Below are 23,332 nucleotides of genomic sequence, written 5' to 3' on the forward strand. Positions count from 1 at the left end.
CAGGGGAGCTCGCTGCCTCAGTCGCGCGGCGCCGCGGCCGTGACGGCGCGCCACACCCGCATCGAGGCCGACGCCATCGGCGCGGTCGTGCCGGGCTCCGCGAGCTCCGCGGCGCACGTGGGCCGCTCGTCGACGCTGTCCCAGAGCAGGCGGTAGGCCGTGACGCCCGGCGCCGCGGGGAGGGTGACGTCCACCGGCCACGCCCACCCGTTGACGACGAGCAGCACCGACTCCTGACCGAGGGTCGAGCCGTTGTAGAGAGCCTGGAGCACGTTGAGGCCGGGGCCGTCCCAGCGCGGCCCGACCGGGTGGCCGTCGGCGGCGAACCAGGCGAGGTCGGTCGAGCCGTCGGCGTCGACCTGCCGCCCGGAGAAGAAGGCCCGCCGCCGCAGCACCGGGTTCTCGCGGCGCAGGCGCACGAGGTGGCGGGTGGTCTCGAGGAGGTCCTGCTGCCACGGCTCGAGGTCCCACGAGGTCCAGCTCGTCTCGTTGTCCTGGCAGTAGGGGTTGTTGTTGCCGCCCTGGCTGCGCCCGATCTCGTCGCCGGCACCCAGCATCGGCACGCCGGTCGAGAGCAGCAGCGTCCCGAGCAGGTTGCGCATCGAGCGGCGGCGGGCGGCCGCGACCTCGGGCACGTCGGTCGGTCCCTCGATGCCGTGGTTCCACGACCGGTTGTCGTTGGAGCCGTCGGTGCCGCTGTGCCCGTTGGCGGCGTTGTGCTTGCTGTCGTATGCCGTGAGGTCGGCCAGGGTGAAGCCGTCGTGGGCGGTGACGAAGTTGACCGACGCGATGGTGCCCCGGTCGTGGCTGTCGAAGAGGTCCTGGGAGCCGGCCAGCCGGGTGGCGAGCTCACGGACCCCGTGGCCCACACCGCCGGCGGTCGAGGCGGCGAGGTCGCGCAGCCAGAAGGTGCGCGTCGCGTCGCGGTAGCGGTCGTTCCACTCGGAGAAGGGCGGCGGGAACTGCCCCGTGCGCCAGCCGTGGATGCCGAGGTCCCACGGCTCGGCGACGAGCTTCACGCGCGAGAGCACGGGGTCGGTGCGCAGGGCCACGAGGAAGGGATGGTCGCGGTCGTAGCCGTCGTCCTTGCCGCGCCCGAGAGCGACGGCGAGGTCGAAGCGGAAGCCGTCGACGTGGCACTCCTGCACCCAGTAGCGCAGCGAGTCGAGCACCATGCGGGCCACGACCGGGTGCGTCAGGTCGAGGGTGTTGCCGCAGCCGGTGACGTCGACGTCGCGCCCGCGCCCGTCGAGGCGGTAGTACGCCCGCTGGTCCAGCCCCCGCCACGAGAGGGTCATGTCCTCGCGCGAGTTCTCGGCCGTGTGGTTGTAGACGACGTCGAGCAGCACCTCGATGCCGGCCGCGTGCAGGTCCTTGACCATCGACTTGAACTCGTCGAGGACGCCCTGGGGTTCGCCGCTCGAGGCGTAGGCCGCGTGCGGCGCGAAGAAGCCGAGGGTGTTGTAGCCCCAGTGGTTGCGCAGCCCGCGACGCACGAGGTCCGGCTCGTGGGTGAACGTGTGCACCGGGAGCAGCTCGACGGCCGTGACACCCAGCCCCTGCAGGTGTGCGACGAAGGCCGGGTGGGCGAGGCCGGCATACGTGCCCCGGAGGCGCTCGGGGACACCGGGGTGCAGCTTGGTCGCGTTCTTGACGTGGACCTCGTAGACGAGGGACTCGGTGAGGGAGCGGCGCGGCAGCACGTCCGCGCCCCAGTCGAAATCGTCCTCGACGACGACGCACCGGGGCATGAAGGGCGCCGAGTCGCGGTCGTCGCGCACCCAGAGGTCACCTCTGAGGTCGGCGCCGACCCGGTGCCCGTAGAGCGCCGGGTCGAGCCGGACCTCGCCCTCGATCGCGCGGGCGTAGGGGTCGAGGAGCAGCTTGTCGGGGTTGTGCAGCAGGGAGCGGTCGGGGTCCCACTCGCCCTCGACGCGGAACGCGTAGCGCTGGCCCGGCCCGACCCCCGGGACGACGTCGTGCCACGTGCCGTACGCGTGGTGCCGCAGCCGCACGCGCCGCTCGGTCACCTCGCCGTCGGGTCCGGCGTCGAAGAGGCACACGTACGCACCGGTGGCGTGCCCGGCGTAGACCGCGAACTGGGCCCCCTCGGGCGTCAGGTGCACTCCCGGCTCCGGCGGCAGATCGGGCATCGCGGGAGGGGACGGCGGCATGGGTCGAGCGTAGGGGGTGGCCGGTCGCCCTGCCCGGATCGACCTCGCGCAGTGGGGTGGTTACGGTTGACGCATGACCGATCCGACTTCGCTTCCCAACTTCATGCCGAGCGCCCCCGACCCCGCTCCGAACGGCGTCCCGACGAGCGACACCCCGGTGCGCGACCGCATCCTCGACGTCCTCAAGGGCCTCGGCATCGAGGCGAGCGTCGACGGCGACGGCGACCTCGAGTTCGCCATCGTCGACGACCAGGGCACGAGCACGACGCTCTTCGCCCGCGTCGCGGAGGGCGACCTGGCGCTCGTGCGCTTCTTCGGCCAGTGGCAGCTCGCCGAGCCCGTCTCGCCCGACCGCAACGAGCGCCTCGCCCGCTGCAACGACCTGACGATGCAGCTCAACCTCGTCAAGCTCTCGCTCGTCCAGGAGAGCCTCGTCGTCTCCGCCGAGCACGTCATCACCCCGAACGCCGACCTCGACATCCTCGTGCCGCTGTCGGTCAACCACATCCTGCAGAGCGTGGGCTTCTTCTTCCAGTCCTGGCTGCCCATGGACGACGCGCCGGCCGGCACCCCCGGCGACGCCTGATGGGCGAGTTCGTCCGGCTCGAGGTCGAGGGCGGCGTCGGCACGATCCGCCTCGACCGGCCGAAGATGAACGCCCTCAACGTCCAGGTCCAGGAGGAGATCCGCGAGGCCGCGCTCGAGGCGTCGGCGCGCACCGACGTCAAGGCGGTCATCGTCTACGGCGGTGAGCGGGTCTTCGCCGCGGGCGCCGACATCAAGGAGATGCAGACCATGTCGTACACCGACATGGTCGAGCGCTCCGGCCCGCTGACGAGCTCGATCAGCGCCGTCGCGCGCATCCCCAAGCCGGTCATCGCCGCCATCACCGGCTACGCCCTCGGTGGCGGGTGCGAGCTCGCGCTGGCGTGCGACTTCCGGGTCGTGGCCGACGACGCCAAGCTCGGCCAGCCCGAGATCCTCCTCGGCATCATCCCGGGCGCCGGTGGCACGCAACGGCTCTCGCGCCTCGTCGGCGCCTCCCGGGCCAAGGAGATCATCTTCAGCGGCCGCTTCGTCGATGCGCAGGAGGCGCTCGCGATCGGCCTCGCCGACAAGGTCGTCCCGGCCGCCGACGTCTACTCCGCCTCCCGCGAGTGGGCCTCGAGCTTCGCCGGCGCCGCGTCGTATGCCGTCCGCGCCGCCAAGGAGGCCATCGACCGCGGCCTCGAGGTCGACCTCGAGAGCGGCCTGGAGATCGAGCGGATGCTCTTCGCCTCGCTCTTCGCGACGAAGGACCGTGAGATCGGGATGACCTCGTTCGTCGAGCAGGGCCCCGGCAAGGCGCAGTTCGAGGGGCGCTGAGCCGACCGTGCGCGAGCCGCTGGACGTCCTCGTGTTCTACTCGCCCGTCGAGTCGACCGAGGACGTCCTGGCGGCCGTCTTCGCCGCCGGGGCCGGCGCGGTCGGCGACTACACCGAGTGCGCGTGGCGCGTCGAGGGCGCCGGCCAGTTCCGGCCCGGCCCCGGCGCCGAGCCGGCGATCGGCACCGTCGGCGCCCTCAAGCGGCTGCCCGAGCACCGGGTCGAGGTCACCTTCCCCCGCGGCCTCCGTCGTCGGGTCGTCGCGGCCCTGCGGGCGGCCCATCCCTACGAGGAGCCGGCCTTCCACGTCCTCGAGACCGCAGACGTCGACGACCTCTGAGTCCCGACGCGGGCGTCCCGACGGCCTTGTGGCAGAGCCCGGCTGACGGCATACGCCCTCGGCTGGTGGTGAGCGTCACGCCCCCGGCATGCGGACTAAGCGAGCGCTCAGTGAGAGGATGGACGACAGTGCCGGGCCGACCTCCGGCAGCTCCATCGAGCACCACCACCAGCAACGGAAGAGGACGTTCACCCATGAACATCGTCGTCTGTGTCAAGTACGTGCCGGACGCCCAGGCCGAGCGCACGTTCAACGCATCTGACAACACGACCGACCGCGAGAACGTCGACGGCCTGCTGTCCGAGCTCGACGAGTACGCCGTCGAGGAGGCCCTGAAGATCGTCGAGGCCGGCGAGGGTGAGGTGACCGTCCTGACGGTCGGCCCCGACGCCGCCGCCGACGCCATCAAGAAGGCCCTGCAGATGGGCGCCGACAAGGGCGTCCACGTCAGCGACGAGGCCATCCACGGCTCCGACGCCGTCGCCACCTCGCTCGTGCTCGCCGAGGCGGTCAAGAAGCTCGGCGACGTCGACCTCGTCGTCACCGGCATGGCCTCGACCGACGGCACGATGGGCGTCGTCCCGGCCATGCTCGCCGAGCGCCTCGGCCTCCCCGCCGTCACCTTCGCCTCCGAGCTGACCGTCGAGGGCAGCACCGCCACCATCCGGCGCGACGGCGACGCCTCGACCCAGACGATCACCGCGACGCTGCCGGCGCTGGTCTCGGTCACCGACCAGATCAACGAGCCGCGCTACCCCTCGTTCAAGGGGATCATGGCCGCGAAGAAGAAGCCGGTCGAGACGTGGAGCCTCGCCGACCTCGGCGTGGACGCCTCGCAGGTCGGCCTCGACGCCGCGTGGACGAAGGTCGACTCGTTCGCCGCGCGCCCGCCGCGCACCCAGGGCGAGATCGTCCCCGACGAGGGCGACGGCGGAGCCAAGCTCGCCGCGTTCCTCACCGAGCGCAAGTTCGTCTGAGCCTTCCCTTGACCTTCCCAGCCAGCAAAGGAGATTCGCACCATGGCTGAAGTACTCGTGCTCGTCGACCACGTCGAGGGCAAGGTCCGCAAGACCACCGCCGAGCTGCTGACGATCGCCCGCCGCCTCGGCGAGCCGTCGGCCGTCTTCGTCGGGACCGGCTTCGACAGTGCCAAGGAGACCCTGGCCCGCTTCGGCGCCGAGAAGGTCTACCGCGTCGAGTCGCCGGAGGTGCTCGAGCACCTCGTCGTCCCGCAGGCCGAGCTGCTCGCGCAGCTCGTCTCCGAGAAGTCCCCGGCCGCCGTCCTGCTGCCGTCCTCGCCGGAGGGCAAGGAGATCGCCGCCCGCCTCGCCGTCAAGACCGAGTCGGGCCTGATCACCGACGCCGTCGACGTCCAGGCCGCCGACGGTGGCGTCGCGACGACGCAGTCGGTCTTCGCCGGCTCCTACACCGTGTCGGCCACGGTCACGAAGGGCACGCCCGTCATCGCGGTCAAGCCGAACTCGGCCACCCCGGAGGAGGCTGCGGGTGCCGCCGCCGACGAGGTGCTCGACTTCACGCCGTCCGAGGCCGCCAAGGGCGCCCGCATCACCGAGTCGAAGCCGAAGCAGGCGAGCGGTCGACCGGAGCTCACCGAGGCGGCGATCGTCGTCTCCGGTGGTCGCGGCACCGCCGGTGACTTCTCCAAGGTCGAGGAGTTCGCCGACAGCCTCGGCGCCGCGGTCGGCGCGAGCCGTGCGGCCGTCGACGCCGGCTGGTACCCGCACACCTCGCAGGTCGGCCAGACCGGCAAGCAGGTCAGCCCGCAGCTCTACGTCGCGTGCGGCATCTCCGGCGCCATCCAGCACCGGGCCGGCATGCAGACCTCCAAGACGATCGTGGCCGTCAACAAGGACAACGAGGCCCCGATCTTCGAGCTCGTCGACTTCGGCGTCGTGGGTGACCTCTTCAGCGTCCTGCCGCAGGCCACCGAGGCGATCAAGGCCGCCAAGGACTGACCTCCGGCGTCGCCCGGCGCCCTGCCGGCGCCCCGCATTCGCGCGCACGCGGCCCCCGACCACGCGGTCGGGGGCCGCTCGCGTACCCCCCAACCGGCCCCGGCGCCGGTTGGGGGCACGTGGAGTGGCGCCTAGAATCAGCCGGTGACCGTCTACCTCGACCATGCGGCGACGACGCCGATGCTCCCCGCTGCCCTGGCGGTGATGACGGAGCAGCTCGCGGTCGTCGGCAACCCCTCCTCGCCGCACCGCACCGGACGTGCGGCCCGCCAGGTGGTGGAGGAGTCCCGCGAGAGGATCGCGCGCTGCCTCGGCGCACGCCCCTCCGAGGTCATCTTCACCTCCGGCGGCACCGAGTCCGACAACCTCGCGGTCAAGGGCACCTTCGTGGCCCGGCGCGACCGTGACCCGGCGCGGGTGCGCCTGCTCGTCGGGGCCACCGAGCACCACGCGGTGCTCGACTCCGTCGAGTTCCTCGTGGCCCACGAGGGAGCCAAGGTGACCTGGCTCGACTGCAACCCCGACGGCGTCGTGGAGCCGGCGACCGTGCGCGCCGCCATCGAGGCCGACCCCGGCTCCGTCGCCCTCGTCTCGGTGATGTGGGCCAACAACGAGGTCGGCGCCATCCAGGACGTGCGGGCGATCGCCGAGGTGGCCCACGAGTACGACGTGCCCGTCCACACCGACGCGGTGCAGGCCGCCGGTCACGTGCCCGTCGACTTCGCGGCGAGCGGGGTCGACCTCATGTCGGTCACGGCCCACAAGCTCGGCGGCCCCATCGGGGTCGGGGCCCTCGTCGCGCGGCGTGATGCCGCCCTCGTCCCGCTGACGCACGGCGGTGGCCAGGAGCGGCAGGTGCGCTCCGGCACGCTCGACACCCCGGCCATCGCGGGTTTCGCCTCGGCCGTCGTGGACGCCACCGCCCACCTCGACGAGGAGGCCGCCAGGCTGGTGGCCCTGCGTGACGACCTGATCGAGCGGGCCATGGCGATCGCACCGGACATCCGGCCCTCCGGGGTGTGGCGTCGTGGGGATGTCTCCTCGCGGCTGCCGGGCAACGTGCACCTGCTCGTGCCGGGGTGCGACGGCGACTCCCTGCTCTACCTCCTCGACGCGGCCGGGATCTCCTGCTCGACCGGGTCCGCCTGCCAGGCGGGCGTGCCGCAGCCGAGCCACGTCCTGCTGGCCATGGGCGTGGGCGAGGCCGACGCCCGCGGCGCCCTGCGCGTCACACTCGGCCACACGTCCACGCAGGCCGACGTCGACGCGTTCGTCGAGGCGCTGCCGGCGGCCGTCGAACGGGCTCGTCGGGCCCGGGAGGCGACCGCGTCGTGAGGGTCGTCGCGGCGATGAGTGGTGGCGTCGACTCGGCGGTGGCCGCCGCCCGGATGCTCGAGGCCGGCCACGAGGTGGTCGGGGTGCACCTCGCGCTCAGCCAGAGCGCCGCCACGCTGCGCGAGTCGGCCCGCGGGTGCTGCACCATCGAGGACGCCGGGGATGCGCGGCGGGTCGCCGACGTGCTCGGCATCCCCTTCTACGTCTGGGACATGGCAGCCCGCTTCCAGCGCGACGTCGTCGAGGACTTCCGCGCCGAGTACGCCGCCGGGCGCACGCCCAACCCGTGCCTGCGGTGCAACGAGAAGATCAAGTTCGCCGCCCTGCTCGACAAGGCCCTGGCCCTCGGCTTCGACGCCGTCGCCACCGGCCACTACGCGCGCATCGTCGAGTCGGTCGGAGCCGACGGGGGAGTGCAGCGCGAGCTGCACCGCGCGGTCGACTCGGCCAAGGACCAGAGCTACGTCCTGGGCGTCCTCGACACCGAGCAGCTGGCGCGCTCGTTCTTCCCGCTCGGTGACACGACGAAGCCGGACATCCGGCGCGAGGCGGCCGAGCGCGGGTTCTACGTCGCCAACAAGCCCGACAGCCACGACGTCTGCTTCATCGCCGACGGCGACACCCGCGGCTGGCTGACCCGCCGGCTCGGCGCAGCACCGGGTGAGATCGTCGACACCGACGGGACCGTCGTCGGTGAGCACCAGGGGGCGTACGCGTACACCGTCGGTCAGCGACGCGGGCTCGCCCTCGGCCGTCCGGCCGCCGACGGGCAGCCGCGCTACGTCGTCGAGGTGCGCCCGGAGACCAACCAGGTGGTCGTCGGCACCGCCGACCTGCTCGGCGTCGACGCCATCACCGGTGACCACGCCCGCTGGTGCGGCCCCGCTCCGGAAGGCGTGGTCCGTGTGGGGGCGCAGGTGCGCGCCCACGGCGAGGAGTACCCCGCGACCGCGTGGGCGGACGGCGACCGGGTCGAGGTGCGGCTCGACGAGCGCATCCGCGGCGTCGCCCCGGGGCAGTCGGTCGTGCTCTACGAGGGCACGCGGGTCGTGGGGTCTGCGACGATCGCCGCCGCGCGCCTCGACCGCGCCAAGGCTCGCTGAACGTCGGTTCAGGCGAGCGATCGGCTCCACATCACGACCCGCGCCGTCGGCTCGAAACCCATCCGGGAGTAGATCCGGCGCGGCACGGGGTAGTCGTCGTCGCCGCGCGGGGTCACCTGGGCCAGCGTGCCGCCCTTCTCGCGCAGGGCGTGCAGGGCGGCGAGTGTGACCGCCCCGGCCAGGCCGCGGCCACGGTGCGCCGGGACGCAGCCCACCGGCTCGACGAGGCCGACACCCGTGCCCGGGTCGAGCCAGACCAGCGCCGAGGCCACCATCTGCCCCGAGCCGTCGACCGCCACCCAGTCGAGCTCCGGCTGGTAGGGCCAGGCCTGCATCACCTGCCGGTAGGACGAGGGGTCGACCGCGGAGGGGGCGTCGTCGGACCACGCGGCGGCGTGCACGGCGGCTCGCGGGCCCCACTCGTCGGCGCCCACCGAGCGAAACGCGTAGCCCGGAGTCTCGGGCAGCGGGGTCAGGTCGCGGAGGTCGAGGACGTGGTGGGTGAAGAACGGCGAGCTCGGCTGCGGGGCGAACCCGGCGGCCTCGAGCGCGGCCTCCACGGCGGCGTCTCCCTCGACCACCATGGCCGTCTGCTCCTCGGCGTCGCTCCACTCCTCGAACCACTCGACCACCTCGACGGCCGCCTCGGGGTGGGCGGGATCCACCTGCAGCTCGAGCCAGTCCGGGCTCTCCGCCCAGCCGAAACCGACGGTCTGCCCGTCCTGCTCCCACCGGGCGATCGCCTCGGCGTCGCCGAGCCGGTCGGGGTCCACCGGTCGGAAGTAGCGTGACCAGGCGAGCTGTCCGGGATGGAAGCGGCTGGTGGGCGACCACAGCCGCGATGCCAGCTCCTGCATGTGGCGCAGGTCCCGGGGGCCGGCGAAGTCGAGGCGCTGCACGGGCGCCACGCTACCCTCGCGGAGCCCGGGCGGGACGGCGCCTAGGCTGGCGCGGTGACGCTCGCAACCGGCATCGGCTCCTGGCCCGGCACCTCCGTCCGTGACGCGCTCGCGCAGGTGCGCGAGCTGCTCGACGGGCACCTGCCCTACCTGCCGGAGCTGCCGGCCCGCGGCCCGGGCGCCGACATGGTCGGCCGCACGGCGGGCCTGCTCGTCGAGCTGCCCGTCGACCTGCAGCCGGCCGGCTGGCGCCTCGTGGACCGCCCGGGCAGGGACGCCGCCCGCACCGCGGCCCTGCTCCGCGAGGACCTCGACGAGCTCGCCGAGGCCTTCGACGGTCACCAGGGCCCGCTCAAGCTGCAGGTGGTCGGGCCGTGGACGCTCGCCGGGGGCCTCTGGCTCACCCGTGGGGAGCGCGTCGTCGTCGACCCGGGCGCGTGCCGTGACCTCGTCGAGTCGCTGGCCGAGGGCGTACGCGTGCACGTGGCAGCCGTGCGCCGACTCGTGCCGGGGGCGCAGGTCGTCCTGCAGGTCGACGAGCCGAGCCTGCCCACCGTCCTGGCCGGGCGGCTGCCCACCGTCTCGGGCTTCGGTCGGCTGCCCAGCCTCGACCCGCAGGTCGCCGCAGCGGGACTCCAGACGGTCCTCGGCGCCCACGACGGCGACACCGTCGTGCACTGCTGCGCGGCGAACCCCCCGCTGCCCCTGCTGCGCGGGGTGCGGCCGTCGGCGCTCTCGCTCGACACCTCCCTGCTGCGCCCGCGCGAGTGGGAGGGCGTCGCCGTGGCGGTCGAGGACGGCATACGGCTCCATGCGGGAGTCGTGCCGACGGACGGGAGCCGCACGCGCCCGCAGGAGCTCGCGGACGGGCTCGTCGGCGTCTGGAAGCGCACCGGGCTGGCACCGACGGGTCTGGCCGACGTCGTCGTCACCCCGGCCTGCGGCCTCGGCACGGTCGCACCCGACGTCGCCCGGGCGGTCCAGCGCGCGGCCGTCGAGACCGCCACCGAGCTCGAGCAGCGCAGCGCCGCCTAGGAGCGGCAGCAGGGACGACGAGAGGCCGACCACCACGGGGTGGTCGGCCTCTCGGCTGTCGGGGACTCGGCCCGGGTCAGAGCGCCGAGCCGGCGGCCCACTGGGCGGAGCTGAGGTTCCAGTCGGCGTAGCCGTTGCCCATCGTCATCGGGCGGTTCGTGCCGACGGTCTCGACGACGTCGCCGATGGTGACGTTGTCGTAGAGCCAGCCGGCGTTGGGCTCGCTCATGCCGGTGCAGCCGTGGCTGACGTTGCGGTGACCCTGGTCGGCGACCGACCACGGCGCCGAGTGCAGGAACTCGCCGGAGTTGGTGACGCGCATGGCGTACTTCACCTTGGTGTCGGCGTAGTAGTTCGGGTCGTTCTTCTTCAGCCCGATCGTCTCGGCCTTCATGGTGATGTTCATCTGCTTGTCCATGATCACCTTGACGCCCGAGCGGGTGATGAAGCCGGGACGACCACCGGTGACGGGGATGCGGCGCGCGAGCTTGCCGTTGATCATGACGTCCATCTGGTCGGTCTTGAGGTTGACCTTGGCGATCACCGAGCGGCCGATGGTGAAGTCGGCGGTGCGGGACATCTGGCCCCAGCGTCCGCCCCCGGCGGGGACGCCGTTGAGGTTCGCGTCGACGTGGACCTTGGTGCCCGGCTGCCAGTACGCCTTCGGGCGCCAGTGCGCCTCCTGCGGGCTCAGCCAGTACCAGGAGCCGGCCTGGGCGGGCACCGAGGTGACCTTCATCTGCTTCTCGAACGCGGCCTTGTCGACGACCGGCAGGTCGAAGCGCACGACGACCGGCATGCCGATGCCGACGGTGCCGCCGTCACGCGGCGAGACCGCGACGTAGATCTGCTGGTCGAGCGTGAGGTCGACGGTGCGGAAGGTCTGCGTCGTCTCGGTGGTCTTGCCGTCGGCGTCCTTGGCCTCCATGGCCAGGGTGTACTTGACCCCGGGCTCGAGCAGGTCACCGGCGGTCCACGTGCCGCCGTCGAGCTTGCCGTCGACCGGGACCCGGTTGCCCTTCTTGCTGACGTAGGACAGCGACGCGTTGGTCAGCGTGCCCTGCTGCGCCGACGCCGTGACGCGGGTGTCGACCGGCACGTCCTTGGCGTCCTCACCCGGCGTTGTCTTGAAGACCACGGGGTCCGTGGTGGGGGTGGGGGAGGGCGACTGCGAGCCGGAGCCGCCCGCGCCGGCCGTGGCGGAGGTGGCCGGCTTGCCGCTGTCGGCGGGGGCGCTGGAGCTGCAGGCCGTGACGCCCAGCAGGGCCATTGCGGCCATCGCCGTGAGCGCGGCGGAACGGATGCTCGACTTCACGCGTGTAAACCCTTCGCAGACGCAGCGCCCGACGCCCCGGGCCGGGACAGGGGTTGGGCAGGGCGCGGCGCGTCGGTGGTGACCCCGCTCCAGTGTCACCGATTCAGGGCAATACTCCAAAACCCACGGCGCGTGCAATGCACGGCGTGTCGCACGCTCAGGAGGCCTCGACCGGCCGCACCTCGCGGCGCAGGATCTTGCCCGTCGGCCCCTTCGGCAGCTCGTCGAGCAGCCAGATCCGCCGCGGGTACTTGTAGGCGGCCAGCCGCTCCTTGACGTACGCCTGGACGTCCTCGAGCGTCGAGGTGGCCCCCGGGCGCAGCACGACGGCGGCCCCGACCTCCTCGCCCATGAGCTCGTCCGGGACCCCGACGACGGCGGCCTCGAGCACCTCCGGGTGGGCGTAGAGGACCTCCTCCACCTCGCGCGGGTAGATGTTCATGCCTCCACGGATGATCATGTCCTTCTTGCGGTCCACGATCGTGAAGTAGCCCTCGTCGTCGACGGTCGCGAGGTCGCCGGAGCGGAACCAGCCGTCGGGGATGGCCTCCTTCGTGGCCTCGGGGCGGTTCCAGTAGCCCTTCATGATGTTCTCGCCACGGATCGCGATCTCGCCGATGCCGCCGGCCGGCACGTCGTTGCCGTCGACGTCGACGAGCTTCATCTCGCACCCCGGGATGGCGCGGCCGATGGTGCCGGGCTTGGTCGGCTTGTCCGGCATGTTGAAGGAGGCCACCGGCGAGGTCTCGGAGAGGCCGTAGCCCTCGAGGATCTGGCAGGAGAACTTCTTCTCGAACGCCGTCATGACCGCCTCGGGCATCGCCGAGCCGCCGGAGACGCAGGTGCGCAGGCTGCTCGTGTCGGCACTGCCGGCGTCCGGGTGGTTGAGGATCGCGGCATACATCGTCGGCACGCCCTGGAAGATCGTCACGCGGTCGCGGCCGAACATCTCGATGGCCTTGGCCGGGTCGAAGCGCGGCAGGAGCGTCAGGGTGCAGCCCTGCTGGACGGAGGTGTTGAGCCCGCACGTCAGGCCGAAGACGTGGAAGAGCGGCAGGCAGCCCATGATCACGTCGTCCTCGGAGATCCGCATGATGTCCGCGGCCGAGCGCTGCGCGTTTCGGTGCAGGTTGAAGTGGGTGAGCTCGGCGCCCTTGGGCTTGCCGGTGGTGCCGCTCGTGTAGAGGATCACCGCCGTGTCGTCGTCGGCGCGCTCGACCGGCTCGAGCACCGGGGCGCCCGACGACTCGCCGGCGTCGAACTGGCCCTCCGCCGGGCCCATCGGCCCGCAGACGACCAGGCGGGTGCCGGTCTCGGCGGCCGCCTTGGCCGCCTCGTCGGCGAAGTCGGGCCACACGAAGCTGAAGCGGGCGCCGCTGTCCTCGTAGAAGTACTGGATCTCGCCGGCCTTGAGCAGCGGGTTCATCGGCACGACGATGCCGCCGGCCAGCAGGGTGCCGTAGAAGGCCACCGGGTAGGCCGGGACGTTCGGGAGGATGAGCGAGACCCGGTCGCCCTCCTGCAGGCCCGCCGCCCGCAGCTGCGCCGCCACGGTCGCGGCCGCCCGGTGCAGCGCGGACCACGACACCTCGGCCGAGTCCAGGCGGATGCCCACCTTGTCGGGGACGCGGGCCGCGGTGGCGGCGAGGTTGGCGGCGAGGTTGGTCATCTCTGCTCCTTCGCAGGGGTGGGGCGCTGGCTCGGGGCCATTGTTACTGCTGGGTCGCCTCCTGAACAGGTGTGCGGCCCGGTGCCGCGCCGATGTGAGCAGTCGCACGGTCGGGGGTGGCTGGCAGGATGAGCGCGTGAGCGAGACGACCGCGCCCGAGCCCGTGACAGAGCCCGTGACCGAGCCCGTGACCGAGCCCATGACCGAGCCCGTCACCGACGACGTCCCGATCGAGGTGCACCAGGAGTGGACCGCCCTCGCGGAGCAGGCCGCGGCGGCGCAGTTCGCCTACCACGTCAAGGACGCGCCGACGATCAGCGACGCCGAGTACGACCAGATCATGCGGCGGCTCAACGCGCTCGAGGAGGCGCACCCCTCGCTGCGCACACCGCAGAGCCCGACTCAGAACGTCGGCGGGGCCTCGTTCGCCACCGGCTTCGAGACCGTAGACCACGTCGAGCGCATGCTCAGCCTCGACAACGCCTTCTCGTTCGAGGAGCTGCGCACCTGGGCCGAGCGGGTCGAGCGCGAGGTCGGCACGGGCGCCCACTACCTCACGGAGCTCAAGATCGACGGCCTCGCCATCAACCTGCTCTACGAGAAGGGGCGCCTCGTGCGGGCCCTGACCCGCGGCGACGGGCGCACGGGGGAGGACGTCACCAACAACGTCCGCACCATCGAGGGGATCCCCGGCAGGCTCGCGGGCGAGACGGTGCCCGAGCTCGTCGAGGTGCGCGGCGAGGTCTTCTTCCCGACCGCCGCGTTCGCCGACCTCAACGCCGGCCTCGTCGAGGCGGGCAAGGCCCCCTTCGCCAACCCCCGCAACGCCGCCGCCGGCTCGCTGCGCCAGAAGGACCCGAAGGTCACGGCCAGCCGGCCGCTGCGGATGCTCGTCCACGGCATCGGTGCGCGCCGCGGCTTCGACATCGAGCGCCAGAGCGAGGCGTATGCGGTCCTGCGCGCCTGGGGCCTCCCGACCTCCGACGAGGTGCGCGTCCTCGACGACATCGCGGCCGTCGAGGAGTTCGTCACCTACCACGGCGAGCACCGCCACGACCGCGCGCACGACATCGACGGCATCGTCGTGAAGGTCGACGAGGTGGCGCTGCAGCGCCAGCTCGGCGCGACCTCACGCGCCCCGCGCTGGGCCATCGCCTTCAAGTACCCGCCCGAGGAGGTCAACACCAAGCTCCTCGACATCCGCGTCAACGTCGGACGCACGGGCCGCGTGACGCCCTACGGCGTCATGGAGCCGGTCGTCGTCGCGGGCTCCACGGTCGAGCAGGCGACCCTGCACAACGCGTACGAGGTGGCCCGCAAGGGCGTGCTCATCGGCGACACGGTGGTGCTGCGCAAGGCCGGCGACGTGATCCCCGAGATCGTCGGGCCGGTCGTCGACCTGCGCGACGGCAGCGAGCGCGAGTTCGTCATGCCGACCGAGTGCCCCGCCTGCGGCACCCCGCTGGCGCCCGAGAAGGAGGGCGACAAGGACATCCGCTGCCCCAACACCCGCTCGTGCCCGAGCCAGCTGCGCGAGCGGGTCTTCGCCCTTGCCTCGCGTGGCGGTCTCGACATCGAGGCGCTCGGCTGGGAGGGCTCGATCGCCCTGCTCGACTCCGGCATCGTCACCGACGAGGGCGACCTCTTCGCCCCGCCCGACGACAGCCCGCAGGCGGGGGAGTACGGCATCACCCGCGAGAAGCTGGCGAGGGTCCCGCTCTACACGCGCGCCGCGAAGAGGACCGACCCCGTCGACCAGGTCGTCGAGGGGCGGGTGCTGTCCGCCGGCGGCGAGACGCTCCTGGCCGAGCTGGAGAAGGCCAAGACGCAGCCGCTGTGGCGCGTCCTCGTCGCCCTGTCGATCCGGCACGTCGGACCCACGGCCGCCCGCGCTCTGGCCACTCACTTCGGCTCGATGGAGGCGATCCGCGCCGCCTCGACCGAGGAGCTCGCCCAGGCCGAGGGCGTCGGAGGCGTCATCGCCGAGGCCGTGACCGCCTGGTTCGAGGTCGACTGGCACCGCGAGATCGTGCGCAAGTGGGCCGACGCGGGCGTGCGGATGGCCGACGAGGTCGACACGTCCACGCCGCGCACCCTCGAGGGCAAGACGGTCGTCGTCACCGGGTCGCTCGAGGGCTTCTCGCGCGACGAGACCAAGGAGGCCATCATCAGCCGCGGCGGCAAGGCGTCCGGCTCGGTGTCGAAGAAGACCGACTACGTCGTCATCGGGGCCAACGCCGGCTCGAAGGCCGCCAAGGCGGAGGAGCTCGGTCTGACGATCCTCGACGAGGCGGGCTTCCGGCGCCTGCTCGAGACCGGCTCACCGGACTGAGCGCCGCCGGGGTGCATGTGGGCCCGCCCCACACGGGCGCCCCAGGTGTGTGAGCCAGCACCGTCAATTCGCACCCGCGTCTCCCTAGAGTCTGCGTAGTCGACCAGCCGGTCGGCACGCTCACCGCAGCGCGACGCACGAGGAGGTGCAGGTCTTGGCGGCTACGCCCATGCTCGAGACGAGAGCCCTGACCAAGGAGTTCCGGGGCTTCCGTGCCGTGTCGGGCGTCGACCTGACCGTCGCGGAGGGCACGGTGCACGCCCTCGTCGGCCCCAACGGCGCCGGCAAGACCACGCTCTTCAACCTGCTGACCGGCTTCCTCAGCCCGACCTCGGGCACGGTGCTCTTCGACGGACGCGACATCACCGGCCGGGCGCCCGAGCAGATCGCGCCGCTCGGGATCGCCCGCTCCTTCCAGATCACCAGCCTGTTCGAGGCGATGACGCTGCGCGAGCACCTCGAGCTGGCGCTCGCCGCCCCGACCGGCCTGGGCCGGCAGTGGTGGCGCTCCGTGACCCGGATGGCCCGCTACAAGGACCGCGCCGTGGAGCTGCTCGAGCAGGTCGGTCTCGCCGACCGCGCCGGTGCGCCCGCCTCGTCGCTCGCCTACGGTCAGAAGCGCGCGCTGGAGCTGGCCATCGCGATGGCGCTCGACCCGAAGCTGCTGCTCCTCGACGAGCCCACCGCGGGCATGGGCATCGAGGACATCGACCGCACCATCGCCCTCGTCAAGCAGCTGGCTGTCGGCCGCACCGTCGTCTTCGTCGACCACAACATGCACGTCGTCGGCTCGCTCGCCGACCGGGTCACCGTCCTGCAGGCCGGCCAGGTGCTCGCCGAGGGGCCCTACCAGCAGGTGCGCGCCGACGAGCGCGTCATCACGGCATACCTCGGAGCAGCCCATGCGTGACGACACCCGCACGACAGCCCAGCCGAGCATCGAGGCGAGCATGCTTGCGGCACAAGCCCCCTCGCGCATGCTCGAGGTCTCCTCGCTCTCCGCGTGGTACGGCGAGGCCCGGGTGCTGACCGACGTCACCGTCGACGTCGCGCCCGGTGAGGTCGTCACGCTCGTCGGACGCAACGGCGCCGGCAAGACCACCCTGCTGCGCTCGGTCATGGGCCTGCACCGGCAGACGGAGGGCACCGTGACCTTCGACGGCAGCGACCTGGCCAGGCGCTCGGCGGACGCCCGCGCCCGCGCCGGCATCGGGTGGGTGCCGGACGACCGGGGCATCTACTCGAGCCTCACCGTCGAGGAGAACCTGCTGCTGCCACCGGTCGTGCACCAGGACGCCTGGCCCCTCGAGCGCGTCTACGAGCTCTTCCCGGTGTTGCACGAGCGCCGGGACTTCCCCGGCACCAGGCTCTCCGGTGGGGAGCAGCAGATGCTCGCCATGGCCCGCGTCCTGCGGATGGGCTCGCGGCTGCTGCTGCTCGACGAGCCCAGCGAGGGCCTGGCTCCCGTCATCGTCTCGCGCATCGGGGAGATCATCCGCGAGATCAAGGGCCACGGGGTGGGCGTGCTGCTCGTCGAGCAGAACGTCACGTTCGCCGCCACCGTGGCCGACCGGCACTACCTGCTCGCCGAGGGCAAGGTCGTCGAGCACCTCGCCAACGACGACTTCCGCGCCCGCGAGGGCGAGCTGCTCACCTACCTCGGCATGTAGCCGCGGCCCACCCCTGCGCGCCGACCGGCGCCCGGGGCCACCTGCCCTCCACGCCACGGCCCGGAGCACGACACCCGGACCGCGGCGCAGCCACCGCACCGTCACATCCCGTCACCACATCCGGCACCACCCCAGGAACCACCCCAGGAACCACCCCAGGAACCACCCCAGGAACCACCCCAGGAACCACCCCAGGAGGGGACATGCGTAGCAGGACAGTCCAGGGCACCGTCGTCATCGCGGCGACCGCGTCGCTCGCGCTCGCCGCGTGCGGAGGAGCCGGCGGCCCCCAGTCCGGCGGCTCCAGCAAGCTGAGCGACGGCAAGGTCGTCATCGGCCTGCTCAACGACCAGTCGGGGGTCTACAAGGACCTGTCCGGCCCCAACTCGGCGGTCGCCATCCAGATGGCGATCGACGACTACAAGGCCAAGTACGGCGAGAAGGCCGTGGCCAAGGACATCGAGATCGTCCAGGCCGACCACCAGAACAAGGCCGACATCGCCAACTCCAAGGCCCAGGAGATGTACGACCGGCAGAAGGCCGACATCATCCTCGACGTGCCCAACTCTGCAGCCGCCCTCGCCGTGGCCACGCAGGCGAAGAACCACAAGAAGCTCTACATCAACATCGGGGCCGGCTCGATGTCGCTGACCGGCGACAAGTGCAACAAGTACACCTTCCAGTGGGCCTACAACACGAGCGTGCTCGCCCGCGGCACCGCCGGGGCCATCACCAAGGCCGGCGGCACGAGCTGGAACATCGTCTACCCCGACTACGCCTTCGGCCAGGACATGAACAAGTCCTTCACGGCCGAGGTCACCAAGGCGGGCGGCACGGTCGGGCAGTCGATCGCCTCACCGTTCCCGAGCGACAACTTCGCCACCTTCATCACCAAGGCGGGCGAGGGCAACCCCAAGGTCATCGGCTCGATGCACGCCGGCGGCGACCTCATCAACTTCGTCAAGCAGTTCAACCAGAGCCCGCTGAAGGGCAAGGTCCAGCTCGCCGTCGGCCTGATGTTCATCACCGACATCCACTCGCTCGGCGTCGACCAGTTCGCCGGCACCCAGTTCACCGACCCGTGGTACTGGAACTTCGACGCGCAGAACAAGAAGTGGGCCGACCGCTTCAAGGAGAAGACGAACACCCGCCCGTCCTTCGCGCACGCCGCGAACTACTCGGCCGCCATGAACTACCTCGAGGCGGTCCAGGAGGCCGGCACCGACGACGCCGACGCCGTCGTGGCCAAGCTCGAGGGCAAGAAGATCAACGACGTCTTCCTGCGCAACGGCGAGATCCGCAAGGGCGACCACGCCGTGACCCACGACGTCTACCTCGCGAAGGTCAAGAGCTCGGCCCCCGAGGACTGGGACTACGAGGACATCGTCAAGACCATCCCGGCCGCCGAGGCCTACGGGGACGTCAACTCCGCCTGCTCGATGGGCTGAGATCCGAGCAGGTATGCCGTCCGTCGCGTTCGCGTGGAGCGCGCCGGACGGCATACGCCCGCGGTGCACAGGCGCCGGTTCCGTGCCCACCCACTCCGATCGATCGCGAACCGAACGAGGGACATGAGCGCATTTATCCAGTACACCGTCCAGGGGCTCGCCGCCGGCGGCTTCTACGCGCTGTCCGCGCTGGGGCTCGCCGTGATCTTCGGCGTCCTCGGGGTCGTCAACTTCTCCCACGGCGCCTGCTACATGCTCGGCGCCGTCCTGTCGGCGGTGCTGCTCGCCGAGCTGCACGTCGGCTTCTGGGTCGCGCTCGTCGTCGTGCCGATCCTGATGTTCGGCTTCGGCGTGCTCATGGAGCGGCTCCTCGTGCGCTGGCTCCTCGCGCTCGACCCGCTCTACAACTTCCTGCTCACCTTCGGGCTCACGCTGATCCTCGTCGAGGGGGTCAAGCAGCGCTACGGGGTCTCCGGCCTGCCCTACGAGGTGCCCGCCGGCCTGGGCGGCCAGGTGTCGGTCGGCAGCATCAACCTGTCGACCTACTCGATCTTCGCCTGCGTGCTCTCCGTCGTCGTCTGCCTCGCGGTGGGCCTGCTGATGACGCGGACCCGGATCGGGATGATCGTGCGGGCCGCGACCGAGGACGCCGAACGGACCCGGGCCCTGGGCATCGACGTCGGGCGCTGGGTGACCCCCGTGTTCGGCTTCGGCATCGCGCTCGCCGGACTCGCCGGGGTTCTGGCTGCCCCCACTCGCGCGATCACCGCCGAGATGGGCAGCAACTTCATCATCGTCCTCTTCGCCGTCGTCGTCATCGGCGGCCTCGGCTCCATCCTCGGGGCGGTGGTCGCCGGGTTCCTCGTGGGACTCGTCGAGGCCTACGGCATCGCCTACCAGCCCAAGATCGCCCAGGTCATCATCTTCGTGCTGATGGCAGTCGTCGTCCTCGTCCGGCCCTCGGGGCTCTTCGGACGGGAGGAGGTCGCATGAGCGAGCAGCTCACCGCCAAGGTCGACGTCGACCTGGCGCAGCCCTCGATCCTCTCGCGCCGCAACCCGCTGCGCTACGTGATGCTGCTGGCCGGCCTCGTCGTCGCCGTGCTGCTGCCCTACTGGATCTACCCGCCGGTCGCGATGGACATCCTGTGCTGGGGCCTCTTCGCGATCAGCGTCGACCTGCTGCTCGGCTTCACCGGGCTGCTGAGCTTCGGCCACGCGGCGTTCTGGGGCGGCTCGGCCTACTGCACCGGGCTCATCGCCAGCCACTGGGGCGTCCCGTTCCCGGTGGCGGTGCTCGGCGGCGTCGTGTTCTCCATGGTCATCGCCTGGCCGATCGGCTACCTGTCGGTGCGGCGCACCGGCATCTACTTCGCGATGGTGACCCTTGCCTTCGCGCAGATGCTCTACTTCGTCGCCAACCAGGCGAGCGGCCTCACCGGCGGTGAGAACGGCCTGCAGGGCATCCCGCGCAGCTTCTTCGGCATCGAGGCGGTCGAGACGGACCCGTTCTACTTCTACTACGTCGGCGGGGCCATGGTGCTGCTGGGCGTGCTGCTCGCCTGGCGGGTCGTCAACTCGCCCTTCGGGCGGGTCCTCACGGCCGTACGCGACAACCCGGCCCGGGCGCGGGCGCTCGGCTACGACGTCGAGCGCTACAAGATCACGGCGTTCGTCATCTCCGCGGCCCTCGCCGGGCTGGCCGGAGGGGTGTATGCCGTGAGCCACCGGTTCGCGTCGCTGCAGGAGCTGATGTGGACGACGTCGGGCAAGGTCGTCCTCGTCACCGTCCTCGGCGGGATCGGGACCCTCTGGGGTGGGCTCGTCGGCGCGGGGGTCGTCGTGACGCTCGAGGACTACCTCGCGAGCTCCGGCTTCGAGGGCATCGGCCTGATCACCGGCACGATCTTCGTCGTCATCGTCCTGCTGTTCCGGCACGGCATCTGGGGCACCGGCCGCAACGCGCTGCGGCGCTACGTCATCCAGCGACGGAGCAGGCCGCGGGACTGACCCCGGGCGATCTCGGGCCCGGCCCCGGCCCGGAGGCGGCTACGGCGTCAGGATGCGCCGGGCGATGCGGCCGACGACGAGCCAGGCGACCGCACCCAGGCCCCAGTTCATCAGGGCGTTCTTCGTCGCCGCGCCGTCACCGGTGAACTGCTTGATTCCCGCCGAGCGGCTGAAGACGCCGAGGTCGGCCCAGTCGGCCGCGTGCAGCACGCCCTGCACGAGGGCGTTGTGGGTGTTGGCCCCGACCACGACGAGTGCCGTGCCGAGCAGCAGGGCCGCGGCGGCCAGCAGGCAGATGATCCAGACGACCTCACCGACCATCGTGCGCAGGCGCCGGATGCCGGCACCCGTCAGGCTCGCTGCTCGCCGGGCGCCGGCGCGCAGGTCGGGGGAGCGGCGCGCCTTCGCCGACGCGTCGGCCCTGGTCGAGGCCCGGTCACCGGTGGCGGTGACCGGCTGGTCGGCCGGGGTCGATGCCTCACCCGCCGGTGCGGACGAGCGCGCCGTCGAGGGGGCGGTCGAGGAAGTGGTGGTCGAGGGGGTGGCCGGGCTCGTCATCGAGGGGTCTCCTTGCGCGGTTCGTGGATCCACGGTGCTCAACGAGCGACCCCCGCGGCGGGACACGGGTCGAGGGACGCGAGTTCCTGGGATGGCTCCGGTGCCGGGTCAGGCCCGAGCGTGCAGCCCCATAGACTGGCCCGCATGTCATCCCTGTCCCGTGACGACGTGGCCCACCTCGCGGGCCTGGCCCGCATCGACCTCTCCGAGGCCGAGCTCGACCGCATGGTCGGTGAGCTCTCCGTGATCCTCGAGTCCGTCGCGAAGGTCCAGCAGGCGTCCACCGACGGCGTCGCGCCCATGTCGCACCCGATGCCGCTGACCAACGTGACCCGTCCCGACGTGGTCCGCCCGAGCCTCGGCGCCGAGGCGGTCCTCGCCGGCGCCCCCGAGGCCGAGCAGCAGCGCTTCTCCGTCCCGCGCATCCTCGACGAGGACTGAGCGGCCGACGAAGCCCGCGTATGCCGTGTCGCCGAGCACCCGGCATACGCCCCCGCCCGTGACGGGCACCGACGAAACCTCCTGTCGCAGCTACGAACCGAAGGCACCGACGTGACCGACCTGCCAACCGACCTGACGAGGGCCACCGCCGCCGACCTGGCCGACGCCCTCGCGAGCAAGACGATCAGCTCCGTCGAGGTGACCCAGGCGCACCTCGACCGCATCGCCGAGGTGGACGGGCAGGTGCACTCCTACCTCCACGTCGACACGGACGGCGCCCTCGCGCAGGCGCGCGCGGTCGACGAGCGCCGACAGGCCGGGGAGACCCTCGGCGCGCTGGCCGGCGTGCCGATCGCGGTCAAGGACGTCATGACGACCAAGGGCGTCCCCACGACCGCCGGCAGCAGGATCCTCGAGGGCTGGGTCCCGCCGTACGACGCGACCGTCGTGACGAAGCTGCGCGAGGCCGGCCTGCCGATCCTCGGCAAGACGAACATGGACGAGTTCGCCATGGGTTCCTCGACCGAGCACTCGGCCTACGGCCCGTCGCGCAACCCGTGGGACCTCGAGCGCATCCCGGGCGGCTCCGGCGGCGGCTCGAGCGCGGTCATCGCCTCCTTCCAGGCGCCGCTCGCGACCGGCACCGACACCGGCGGCTCGATCCGCCAGCCGGCTGCCGTCACGGCGACCGTCGGCACCAAGCCGACCTACGGCGGGGTCTCGCGCTACGGCCTCGTGGCGCTCGCCAGCTCCCTGGACCAGGCCGGTCCCTGCGGCCGCACCGTCCTCGACACCGCCCTGCTGCACGCGGTCATGGGCGGTCACGACCCGATGGACTCGACGTCGATCGACGCGCCCGTGCCGGCGGTCGTCGAGGCGGCCCGCCGCGCCGACGTGCGCGGCATGAAGGTCGGCGTCGTCAAGGAGCTCGGCGGCGAGGGCTACCAGCCCGGCGTGCGCGCCCGCTTCGACGAGTCGGTCGCCCTGCTCGAGGAGCTCGGCGCCGAGGTCGTCGAGGTCAGCTGCCCGAACTTCGACTACGCCCTCGCGGCCTACTACCTCATCCTCCCGAGCGAGGCCTCGAGCAACCTCGCCAAGTTCGACGCGATGCGCTACGGCCTGCGGGTGCTGCCCGAGGGCGTGGATGCCCCGAGCGCCGAGCAGGTCATGGCCGCGACGCGCGACGCCGGCTTCGGCGACGAGGTCAAGCGCCGCATCATCCTCGGGACGTATGCCCTGAGCTCGGGGTACTACGACGCGTACTACGGCTCGGCCCAGAAGGTCCGCACGCTCATCGCCCAGGACTTCGCGAACGCGTACGAGAAGGCCGACGTGCTCATCAGCCCGACGGCACCGACGACGGCGTTCAAGCTCGGCGACAAGCTCGACGACCCGATGGCGATGTACCTCAACGACATCGCGACCATCCCGGCCAACCTCGCCGGAGTGCCCGGCATGTCGATCCCCTCGGGCCTCGCCGACGAGGACGGCCTGCCCGCGGGCATCCAGATCCTCGCCCCGGCCATGAAGGACGAGCGGCTCTACACCGTGGGCGCGGCCCTGGAGGCTGCTCTCGTCGACCGCTGGGGCGGTCCGATCCTCGACCGCGCGCCCTCGCTGGGCGGCGCGGCTGCTGCTGCTTCTGCTGAGAAGGGAGCCTGAG

The 23,332-nt window shown here is 71.9% G+C and carries 21 protein-coding genes; 16 read left to right on the forward strand and 5 right to left on the reverse strand.

Going from position 1 to position 23,332, the window contains the following annotated elements; all coding sequences use genetic code 11:
• Nucleotides 1-17 precede the first annotated feature (17 nt).
• Nucleotides 18-2,174 carry a glycogen debranching protein GlgX gene (glgX, locus tag AB0316_RS11380; protein WP_366273124.1) on the reverse strand — a complete coding sequence of 719 codons (2,157 nt, stop codon included), beginning with the start codon at nucleotides 2,172-2,174 and terminating at the stop codon, nucleotides 18-20.
• Between the two features lie 73 nt (nucleotides 2,175-2,247).
• Between glgX and AB0316_RS11385 the strand changes: the two genes are divergently transcribed.
• The 7 genes from AB0316_RS11385 to mnmA all read left to right on the forward strand — a co-directional run bounded on the left by AB0316_RS11385 (nucleotide 2,248) and on the right by mnmA (nucleotide 8,293).
• Nucleotides 2,248-2,760 (forward strand): hypothetical protein, encoded by a 513-nt coding sequence (locus AB0316_RS11385; protein WP_366273125.1) that lies wholly within the window; start codon nucleotides 2,248-2,250, stop codon nucleotides 2,758-2,760.
• Nucleotides 2,760-3,539 (forward strand): enoyl-CoA hydratase-related protein, encoded by a 780-nt coding sequence (locus tag AB0316_RS11390; RefSeq protein WP_366273126.1) that lies wholly within the window; start codon nucleotides 2,760-2,762, stop codon nucleotides 3,537-3,539. Before AB0316_RS11385 ends, AB0316_RS11390 begins: the two co-directional genes overlap by 1 nt.
• Nucleotides 3,540-3,546: 7 nt before the next feature.
• Nucleotides 3,547-3,879: a hypothetical protein gene (locus tag AB0316_RS11395; protein WP_366273127.1), complete on the forward strand. Its 333-nt coding sequence runs from the start codon at nucleotides 3,547-3,549 to the stop codon at nucleotides 3,877-3,879.
• Between the two features lie 194 nt (nucleotides 3,880-4,073).
• Complete coding sequence (locus AB0316_RS11400) at nucleotides 4,074-4,856, forward strand: electron transfer flavoprotein subunit beta/FixA family protein (RefSeq protein WP_366273128.1); 783 nt, start codon at nucleotides 4,074-4,076, stop codon at nucleotides 4,854-4,856.
• A 42-nt stretch (nucleotides 4,857-4,898) separates the two neighbouring features.
• Nucleotides 4,899-5,855, forward strand: coding sequence for an electron transfer flavoprotein subunit alpha/FixB family protein (locus AB0316_RS11405; RefSeq protein WP_366273129.1), 957 nt, complete (start codon nucleotides 4,899-4,901; stop codon nucleotides 5,853-5,855).
• A 144-nt stretch (nucleotides 5,856-5,999) separates the two neighbouring features.
• Nucleotides 6,000-7,190 (forward strand): cysteine desulfurase family protein, encoded by a 1,191-nt coding sequence (locus AB0316_RS11410; RefSeq protein WP_366273130.1) that lies wholly within the window; start codon nucleotides 6,000-6,002, stop codon nucleotides 7,188-7,190.
• Complete coding sequence (gene mnmA / locus AB0316_RS11415; protein WP_366273131.1) at nucleotides 7,187-8,293, forward strand: tRNA 2-thiouridine(34) synthase MnmA; 1,107 nt, start codon at nucleotides 7,187-7,189, stop codon at nucleotides 8,291-8,293. The genes AB0316_RS11410 and mnmA overlap by 4 nt, the downstream gene beginning before the upstream one ends.
• A gap of 8 nt (nucleotides 8,294-8,301) precedes the next feature.
• Here the strand turns inward: mnmA and AB0316_RS11420 are convergent, their stop codons facing one another.
• Nucleotides 8,302-9,192: a GNAT family N-acetyltransferase gene (locus tag AB0316_RS11420; RefSeq protein ID WP_366273132.1), complete on the reverse strand. Its 891-nt coding sequence runs from the start codon at nucleotides 9,190-9,192 to the stop codon at nucleotides 8,302-8,304.
• A 54-nt stretch (nucleotides 9,193-9,246) separates the two neighbouring features.
• Between AB0316_RS11420 and AB0316_RS11425 the strand changes: the two genes are divergently transcribed.
• Nucleotides 9,247-10,227 carry a methionine synthase gene (locus AB0316_RS11425; protein ID WP_366273133.1) on the forward strand — a complete coding sequence of 327 codons (981 nt, stop codon included), beginning with the start codon at nucleotides 9,247-9,249 and terminating at the stop codon, nucleotides 10,225-10,227.
• Between the two features lie 76 nt (nucleotides 10,228-10,303).
• Here the strand turns inward: AB0316_RS11425 and AB0316_RS11430 are convergent, their stop codons facing one another.
• Complete coding sequence (locus AB0316_RS11430; RefSeq protein WP_366273134.1) at nucleotides 10,304-11,542, reverse strand: Ig-like domain-containing protein; 1,239 nt, start codon at nucleotides 11,540-11,542, stop codon at nucleotides 10,304-10,306.
• 157 nt (nucleotides 11,543-11,699) lie between these two features.
• Nucleotides 11,700-13,211 (reverse strand): long-chain fatty acid--CoA ligase, encoded by a 1,512-nt coding sequence (locus AB0316_RS11435; RefSeq protein ID WP_366273135.1) that lies wholly within the window; start codon nucleotides 13,209-13,211, stop codon nucleotides 11,700-11,702.
• Between the two features lie 199 nt (nucleotides 13,212-13,410).
• Here AB0316_RS11435 and ligA point away from each other — a divergent pair, with 199 nt between their 5' ends.
• The 6 genes from ligA to AB0316_RS11465 all read left to right on the forward strand — a co-directional run bounded on the left by ligA (nucleotide 13,411) and on the right by AB0316_RS11465 (nucleotide 20,670).
• Nucleotides 13,411-15,543 (forward strand): NAD-dependent DNA ligase LigA, encoded by a 2,133-nt coding sequence (gene ligA, locus AB0316_RS11440; protein WP_366273343.1) that lies wholly within the window; start codon nucleotides 13,411-13,413, stop codon nucleotides 15,541-15,543.
• Nucleotides 15,544-15,712: 169 nt separating this feature from the next.
• Nucleotides 15,713-16,453: an ABC transporter ATP-binding protein gene (locus AB0316_RS11445; protein WP_366273137.1), complete on the forward strand. Its 741-nt coding sequence runs from the start codon at nucleotides 15,713-15,715 to the stop codon at nucleotides 16,451-16,453.
• Entirely contained in the window at nucleotides 16,446-17,213 is a 768-nt protein-coding gene (locus AB0316_RS11450) for an ABC transporter ATP-binding protein (RefSeq protein WP_366273138.1), read from the forward strand. Before AB0316_RS11445 ends, AB0316_RS11450 begins: the two co-directional genes overlap by 8 nt.
• A gap of 203 nt (nucleotides 17,214-17,416) precedes the next feature.
• A complete protein-coding gene (locus tag AB0316_RS11455; RefSeq protein WP_366273139.1) occupies nucleotides 17,417-18,661 on the forward strand; it encodes an ABC transporter substrate-binding protein in 1,245 nt (414 codons plus the stop codon).
• 123 nt (nucleotides 18,662-18,784) lie between these two features.
• Nucleotides 18,785-19,654, forward strand: coding sequence for a branched-chain amino acid ABC transporter permease (locus tag AB0316_RS11460; RefSeq protein ID WP_366273140.1), 870 nt, complete (start codon nucleotides 18,785-18,787; stop codon nucleotides 19,652-19,654).
• On the forward strand, nucleotides 19,651-20,670 hold the full coding sequence (locus tag AB0316_RS11465; RefSeq protein ID WP_366273141.1) for a branched-chain amino acid ABC transporter permease: 1,020 nt from the start codon (nucleotides 19,651-19,653) through the stop codon (nucleotides 20,668-20,670). The genes AB0316_RS11460 and AB0316_RS11465 overlap by 4 nt, the downstream gene beginning before the upstream one ends.
• A gap of 39 nt (nucleotides 20,671-20,709) precedes the next feature.
• On the opposite strand, the gene AB0316_RS11470 is transcribed toward AB0316_RS11465, so the two are convergent.
• Nucleotides 20,710-21,228 (reverse strand): hypothetical protein, encoded by a 519-nt coding sequence (locus AB0316_RS11470; RefSeq protein ID WP_366273142.1) that lies wholly within the window; start codon nucleotides 21,226-21,228, stop codon nucleotides 20,710-20,712.
• Nucleotides 21,229-21,372: 144 nt separating this feature from the next.
• Between AB0316_RS11470 and gatC the strand changes: the two genes are divergently transcribed.
• Both gatC and gatA read left to right on the forward strand, forming a co-directional pair.
• A complete protein-coding gene (gene gatC, locus AB0316_RS11475; protein WP_366273143.1) occupies nucleotides 21,373-21,669 on the forward strand; it encodes an Asp-tRNA(Asn)/Glu-tRNA(Gln) amidotransferase subunit GatC in 297 nt (98 codons plus the stop codon).
• Nucleotides 21,670-21,789: 120 nt separating this feature from the next.
• On the forward strand, nucleotides 21,790-23,331 hold the full coding sequence (gene gatA / locus AB0316_RS11480; RefSeq protein WP_366273344.1) for an Asp-tRNA(Asn)/Glu-tRNA(Gln) amidotransferase subunit GatA: 1,542 nt from the start codon (nucleotides 21,790-21,792) through the stop codon (nucleotides 23,329-23,331).
• Nucleotide 23,332 lies beyond the last annotated feature (1 nt).

The organism is Terrabacter sp. NPDC080008, assembly GCF_040702505.1.
Lineage (GTDB): Bacteria > Actinomycetota > Actinomycetes > Actinomycetales > Dermatophilaceae > Terrabacter.

What these genes read in the sequence shown, in the direction of transcription:
- gatC (WP_366273143.1), top strand. Translation starts at nt 21,373, where the DNA reads ATGTCATCCCTGTCCCGTGACGACGTGGCCCACCTCGCGGGCCTGGCC.
- AB0316_RS11460 (WP_366273140.1), top strand. Translation starts at nt 18,785, where the DNA reads ATGAGCGCATTTATCCAGTACACCGTCCAGGGGCTCGCCGCCGGCGGC.
- AB0316_RS11450 (WP_366273138.1), top strand. Translation starts at nt 16,446, where the DNA reads ATGCGTGACGACACCCGCACGACAGCCCAGCCGAGCATCGAGGCGAGC.
- AB0316_RS11400 (WP_366273128.1), top strand. Translation starts at nt 4,074, where the DNA reads ATGAACATCGTCGTCTGTGTCAAGTACGTGCCGGACGCCCAGGCCGAG.
- AB0316_RS11470 (WP_366273142.1), bottom strand. Translation starts at nt 21,228, where the DNA reads ATGACGAGCCCGGCCACCCCCTCGACCACCACTTCCTCGACCGCCCCC.
- AB0316_RS11465 (WP_366273141.1), top strand. Translation starts at nt 19,651, where the DNA reads ATGAGCGAGCAGCTCACCGCCAAGGTCGACGTCGACCTGGCGCAGCCC.
- AB0316_RS11455 (WP_366273139.1), top strand. Translation starts at nt 17,417, where the DNA reads ATGCGTAGCAGGACAGTCCAGGGCACCGTCGTCATCGCGGCGACCGCG.
- glgX (WP_366273124.1), bottom strand. Translation starts at nt 2,174, where the DNA reads ATGCCGCCGTCCCCTCCCGCGATGCCCGATCTGCCGCCGGAGCCGGGA.
- AB0316_RS11385 (WP_366273125.1), top strand. Translation starts at nt 2,248, where the DNA reads ATGACCGATCCGACTTCGCTTCCCAACTTCATGCCGAGCGCCCCCGAC.
- ligA (WP_366273343.1), top strand. Translation starts at nt 13,411, where the DNA reads ATGACCGAGCCCGTCACCGACGACGTCCCGATCGAGGTGCACCAGGAG.
- AB0316_RS11390 (WP_366273126.1), top strand. Translation starts at nt 2,760, where the DNA reads ATGGGCGAGTTCGTCCGGCTCGAGGTCGAGGGCGGCGTCGGCACGATC.
- AB0316_RS11435 (WP_366273135.1), bottom strand. Translation starts at nt 13,211, where the DNA reads ATGACCAACCTCGCCGCCAACCTCGCCGCCACCGCGGCCCGCGTCCCC.
- AB0316_RS11405 (WP_366273129.1), top strand. Translation starts at nt 4,899, where the DNA reads ATGGCTGAAGTACTCGTGCTCGTCGACCACGTCGAGGGCAAGGTCCGC.
- AB0316_RS11445 (WP_366273137.1), top strand. Translation starts at nt 15,713, where the DNA reads ATGCTCGAGACGAGAGCCCTGACCAAGGAGTTCCGGGGCTTCCGTGCC.